Origin of the sequence: Niastella sp., assembly GCF_045805085.1 — a bacterium.
GTDB lineage: Bacteria > Bacteroidota > Bacteroidia > Chitinophagales > Chitinophagaceae > Niastella.
The window spans coordinates 1-6,590 of record NZ_JBJMLX010000204.1 but is presented as its reverse complement, the minus strand read 5'-3'; the positions used below and the strand labels follow the sequence as shown (position 1 = coordinate 6,590).

The 6,590-nt window shown below is 48.9% G+C and carries 3 protein-coding genes; all 3 read left to right on the top strand.

Annotation, left to right across the window (positions count from 1 at the left end):
• Nucleotides 1-369 precede the first annotated feature (369 nt).
• The gene (locus ACJ751_RS10480; RefSeq protein WP_407745442.1) at nt 370-3,495 is read left to right on the top strand and encodes a SusC/RagA family TonB-linked outer membrane protein; all 3,126 of its coding nucleotides are present in this window, start codon (nt 370-372) and stop codon (nt 3,493-3,495) included.
• 21 nt (nt 3,496-3,516) lie between these two features.
• Nucleotides 3,517-4,995 carry a RagB/SusD family nutrient uptake outer membrane protein gene (locus ACJ751_RS10475; protein ID WP_407745441.1) on the top strand — a complete coding sequence of 493 codons (1,479 nt, stop codon included), beginning with the start codon at nt 3,517-3,519 and terminating at the stop codon, nt 4,993-4,995.
• 41 nt (nt 4,996-5,036) lie between these two features.
• Nucleotides 5,037-6,590, top strand: a 1,554-nt coding sequence (locus ACJ751_RS10470) for an arylsulfatase (RefSeq protein ID WP_407745440.1), incomplete at its 3' end; no start/stop codon positions are given.

Here is a 6,590-nt window from a genome sequence, read left to right as displayed (position 1 = left end):
TTAAAACCAATAACTATTGTTATGGGAGTTACCTCGTACAATATAATCTCTTTGCAGCCTGCTGCCCCGGCAGGGATCTATAGCATTATTCTTTTGAAAGAATGCTGCTGTTGTTGTTGCTTTTAGCATCGTCACCTCTCTGATAATTAAATACACAATAGTACAGATTGCCTGTTATACATGGCTGAACCCTTCCGCACCAGATGAATGAATGGCTGTGCCTGTAATTAACGAATAAATGCCAGTCAAATAGAGAATAAAAAAACCGGTAAGAATAATTTCCTACCGGTGCCGGGATGAGACCAGTCCGTAACGCCAATCACTTACTGGTCTTCATCCTGATTACATTAACGATAAAACATCATTAACATGAATCTGTTTCAAAGGTATAAAAAATACCTTGCCGGCAAACTATTGCTCTTTCTTTCCCTGCTCTTTTCAACGTTCTGCTCCATTGCCCAAAACAATAATGTGCAGTTGACAGGCAAGGTGGTTGATGACAGAACAAAAGAACCGCTGGTGGGCGCTGTGGTGCATATTAAAGGAACAACGCACCATGTGGCGGCCGATGAAGAAGGCGCCTTCACATTTGTGACCGGTCAAAAAATTCCGGTTGTTTATGAAGTAAGCCACGTAGGGTACGAGACCCGGGAAATAACGGTAAGCGATTATAAACCTGTAGACATCCGGTTAAAACCGGGGAATGCGCAGTTGAGTGATGTGGTAGTGGTTGGTTATGGTACGCAAAGAAGAAGTGATGTATCGGGCGCTGTTACCAGCGTTCCCAAGAACCTGCTTACCCAGCCCGCCACTTCTTTCGATAACCTGATCCAGGGCGCCGTGCCGGGCGTGGCGGTCACCCAAAGTTCTGCCCAACCAGGTAGTACCGCCACTATAAGGGTGCGCGGCGGCAATTCGATCACCTTCGGGAACGAACCCCTGTATGTTATTGATGGGTTCATCATTTACAATAATAACAGCTTTACCAATTCAGGCGCTTCCAACGGCTCCAGTATAAATGCACTGGCTACCATAAACCCAAGCGACATAGAATCGATCGAGATCCTGAAAGATGCTTCGGCTACTGCCATCTATGGGTCACGCGGCGCCAATGGGGTAGTGGTGATCACCACCCGCCGGGGAAAAAAGGGCACCGACGAATTCAACTACAGTGCTTATTATGGTAAACAACAGGTATCGAAAAAGCTGGATCTTTTAAATGGGTCGCAATGGGCCGCACTGGTAAATGATATCAATATCAGTGATGGCAAACCGGCGACCTTTAGTGATTCGGCTCTTGCTGCATTGGGCGCCGGGAGCGACTGGCAAAGCTCGGCGCTCCGGGACGCGCCTGTACAAAATCATGAACTCTCCCTCGCCGGTGGCGATGACAAATCGCGGTACCTGATTTCTGGAAATTATTTTAACCAGCAGGGAACAGTGTTGAATACCGGGTTCAAAAGATACTCGGCCCGCCTGAACTATGAAAGAAATGTGACCGACCGGTTTAAGGTAGCTGCCAACATCTTCGGCAGCCGGTCGCTGGAAGATAAATTAACAGGGAGCGGCTACAATAGTATCAATTTCAGTGGCGCGTATCCCAGCCTGGTATTGTCTTCCCCGGTATCGCTGATAAAGAACGGGGATGGAACCTATAATACTACCAGTCCGTATACCACTACACCCACCAACCCGTTGCAGGATATAGTGGCTACCACCAACCGCAGTTATCTTACCCGGGTAATGGGAAGTGCTTCTGCCGAATATAAATTATGGAAGGATCTGGTGCTTAAAATTTCCGGCGGGGTCGACATCCTGAACACCAAACAGAATTATTATGCGCCTTCCTACACCGGTTCACCGGCTGGGTCTAACAATGGCTATACAATGGGCGGGTATGCTTCTGTTGGGTCCGTGGCTGCTGTTTCGTGGTTGAATGAGAATACGCTTACCTGGGACCATACCTGGCAGAATACGCATTTTGTAAATGTACTGGCCGGGTATACCACGCAGTTTTCAAAGGATGAATCGGCAGTAGCCAGCTCCCAGAAATTCCCCAATGACCTGACCACGTTTAATAACCTGTCGTATGCAGGCTCTGCGGTGCTGGCCCTGTCAGATGCGCACCAGTCAACCCTGAATTCCTTTCTGGCAAGAGTGAATTATTCATATCTCCATAAGTATAACATCACCTTGTCTGAACGCGCCGACGGTTCTTCGCGGTTGGGCGCAAACAACAAATGGGGTTATTTCCCTTCCATTGGTATTTCCTGGAATGTAAACAAAGAGGATTTCTTTCAACGGTTCGACCGGTATGTCAGCAATCTGAAGGTACGGTTAACGGCCGGTAAAACCGGTAATTCCGAAGTGCCGCCTTACAGTTCACTGGCCGCCCTGGCGCCTACCAACTATTATTTCAACAGTACGCTGGTAACAGGTATTTCACCGCTGCAGCTGGCCAATCCTGATCTGAAATGGGAGACTACCACCCAGTATAATGCGGGGGTTGATGTTGGTTTATTTAACAATCGCATCAACATCACCTTTGATGCTTACTATAAAAAAACTACCGATCTGCTGCTGTATGTGCCCTTCCCGTTGTATACGGGTTATACCAGCCAGTTAGAGAACGTGGGCAGTGTGGAGAATAAGGGATTTGAACTCGGGTTGAGTACGGAGAATGTAAAAAGCCAGCATTTCACCTGGCGGTCAACTTTTTTAATAGCAGCCAACAGAAACAAAGTATTGAGCCTCGGCGCCAGCAGCAGCTATTTTCCCATAGCGCCAACCGGTCAGGTTTCGCCGGTTATAGTACAGGTAGGGTTGCCGGTAGGTACCTTTTGGGGATATTCAACCAATGGATTGTTAACCGCCGAAGACCTGGCAAAAAAAGCCGCCGTACTGGCCGGTATGCCGCAACAGGTGGGCGATACAAAATATGTTGACTACACCGGCGAAGGCGCCATTACCAGCGCTGATAAACACAACCTGGGAAGTGCGCAGCCAACATTCACAGCCAGCTTTTCAAACAATCTTTCCTGGAACAAATTTGATCTGTCATTTTTTATCCAGGGGTCTTATGGCAACAAATTGTTTAACCTGTTACAGCAGAAATTGGAAATCCCTACGATCTCACAAAATGCTTCTGCTGCCTTGTTGAACAGGTGGAGTACGTCAAACCCCAATGGTACGGTTGCCCGGGCCACCAATTCACCGGTGCCGCAGGTAACGGACCGCTATATTGAAGACGGTTCTTATGCTAAGCTGAAGAACATTACGCTGGGTTATAATTTTCCTGCAACCATCAGTTCAAAGATCCACGCCAAACAGGTAAGGGTATATGTTTCTGCCCAAAACCTGGTTACCCTCACCCATTACACCGGTTACAATCCCGAGGTGAATTTTTACGACAATGACAATACCAAACAGGGGATAGATTATGGGAGCTATCCCGCTACCCGCACTTTTCTGGCCGGGGTAAATCTTACTTTTTAACGGATCAATAAAACAGCGATCATGAAACGAATCATATATATATCTGTTGTAGCAGGTTTTTTGTTTTCCTGCAACAAGCTCACCGAAGACCCTGCCTCGGTAACAGTGGCCGGTCAGTTTTATAAAACGCCTGCTGATGCGCTTGCAGCCGTCAGTGCGGCGTACAGTACCCTGAACAGCGACCCTGCGGGCGATTTCCCCATCTACGGTCGCAATCTCAATCTGCTTACCTGCAATGGCGGTGATGAACTGGTGTTCAGTCCATCCAATACCAATCCCGATGTACGGGCATTGGGAACGGCTACCTATGTACCGGCGAATGACCGGATCCGTAAGATCTGGCAGCAGCATTATTATGGCATCAGCCGCGCCAATGTGGCTATAGATAATCTAGCGCCGATGGCTATCGATACCACCCTCCGCGAACGCCTGGTGCGCGAAAGCAGGTTTATAAGGGCCCTGTTGTATTTTAACCTGGTGCGGTTGTTTGGCGATGTACCCCTCATTCTGCATGACCCCACTACGGTTGATGTAAACAGTTTGAAAACCGGCAGAACGCCAAAGGACAGCGTTTATCAACAGATCATCGATGACCTGACCGCCGCCTTCAATTTGCCCAACTCATATTCCGGGGCCGACATAGGAAGGGCTACCAGCGGTGCTGCCCATGCGTTGCTGGCGAAAGTATATGTTACCAGAAGGGACTGGCCCCATGCGTTGGTTGAATTACAAAAAGTAATAACTGCGGGAACGTTTACAAACACCACCGGCGGCTATGGATATAACCTGTTTACCAGTTTCAAAGACGCGTTTCAGAAAGCCACCAAGAACGGGGTAGAGCATGTTTTTTCTGTACAGTTTGAGACCAACCTCGGCGCTAAAAACAGTACGCAGTTTATCAGCTCAGGAAGTTTTAGTTCGTTTAACCCGGCGGTGTATCCCGGTGATATTCCGGCCGACAGTACCATCTTTCAACTGTTTGATGCCAGTGACACACGGCGGGGCGTTACCTTTTTTACCACGTTGGTGAATACGTCAACCGGACAAACAATAAATTTCGGCGCACCCCGATGGAACAAGTTCATCGATTACAGTGTGGCGCCGTTGACCAATCAGGCGCAAAGCGGTTTGAATACGCCCGTGATCCGCTATGCAGATGTGTTGCTGTTGTATGCCGAAACATTGAACGAGCTCAATGGCGGCCCCACCACAGATGCTTACGCTGCCATTAATAAGGTTAGAACAAGAGCGGGTGTCGCCAACCTTACCGCCGCATTACCACAGGCTGCCTTCCGGGATTCTGTGTTTTTAGAAAGAAGAAAAGAATTTATGCTCGAAGGGAATCGCTGGTTCGATCTATCGAGAAGAGGCGGCAGCTATTTGTATGAGGCACTGAAAAAATTTCCGGCCAAAACAGGGGCGGCGCTTAAAGACACTTTGTATCCAATACCCCAGGTTGAAATCGACCTGGCCGGTTTAACCCAGAACGCAGGCTGGTAACCACTCGGCAATTCATTCATTCAATCATTAAATACATCAATATGCATTTTCAGCAAATCAACGGGATAACCAAAAAGGTGCTGGCCTCCTCCATGATAGCAGGGCTTGCTGCGCTGTCATGGGATGGTAAGGCGCAAACAGCTCCCCAGCCTTACCAGGGCGTAGTGGGTAAAACCTATGCCGATTCAAAAGAATGGTGGCAGCCGGCGGTTAAAGCGCCGGCAGGTGCCCCTAACATTGTATGGATCCTGCTCGACGATGTGGGCTTTGGCGCTTCCAGCGCTTTTGGCGGATTGATCCCTACGCCTACATTCGATAGTTTGGCCAGCCAGGGTTTGCGCTATACCAATTTTCATACATCCGCCATCTGCGCACCTACCCGGGCTGCTTTATTGACCGGGCGCAATCAGCACTATGTGCATATGGGCGGATTTGCCCACACCGCTTTATCGGCCGGGTTCCCGGGCTGGGATGGACGCATCCCCGCCGATAAAGGAACCGTGGCGGAAGTACTTCGTGAGAACGGTTATAACACCTTTGCCGTAGGCAAATGGGGTGTAACGCCCGATGAGGATGCCACCGATGCCGGTCCGTTCGACCGCTGGCCAAGCGGCAAAGGGTTCGATCATTTTTATGGTTTCCTGGGATCGCAAACCGATCAGTACAAACCCGACCTGGTAGAAGACAATGGGCATATAACGCCCGATGGCAGAAACCTGAATGAGAGCATTACGGATAAAGCCATCAGTTATATTTCAAAACAGAAAAAAGCAGCGCCTGATAAACCTTTCTTCCTGTACTATGCACCCGGCGCTACCCATGCGCCGCACCAGGTGCCCGATTCATGGGCCAACCTCTACAAAGGAAAATTCGACGAAGGCTGGGATGTATACCGCGACAAAGTGATCGCTAACCAGAAAAAGCTGGGCGTGATCCCTGCCAATGCGCAATTACCTGCCCGCAACGAATACATAAAAGCCTGGAATACCTTAACGCCTGATCAGAAAAAAGTATATGCCCGCTTTATGGAAGTATATGCTGCTTACCTCACGTACATCGATGCGCAGGTGGGCCGTATTGTCAATCATTTGAAAGCCATAAAACAACTCGACAATACTTTGTTCTTTGTGATCATTGGCGACAATGGCGCCAGTAAGGAAGGCACCTTCCAGGGCGTGCTCAACAGGGGGCCGCTGGGTGGCAAGGTATCTGACGAAGAACAGTTTAAAAGCAACCTGCAACAAATTGGCGAAATAGGTACTCCTTCAGGCTCTAACACCAATTACCCGCTTGGCTGGGCGCAGGCAACCAATACGCCTTTCAAATTCTGGAAACAGGATGCCAATGCAGAAGGCGGTACGCACAATCCGTTGATCATCTTTTATCCTAAAGGCATTAAGGATAAAGGCGGCATCCGGAATCAGTACGGACATGTAGTGGACATTCTGCCCACCACATTGGAATTTGCAGGCCTTACGCTGCCAACGCAGATAAAAGGTATTAAACAGGATACCCTGCAGGGCACTTCTTTGTATTACTCACTGGATAATGCAACCGCCGCAAGCCGGCACACCGAGCAGTATTATTATATTTTT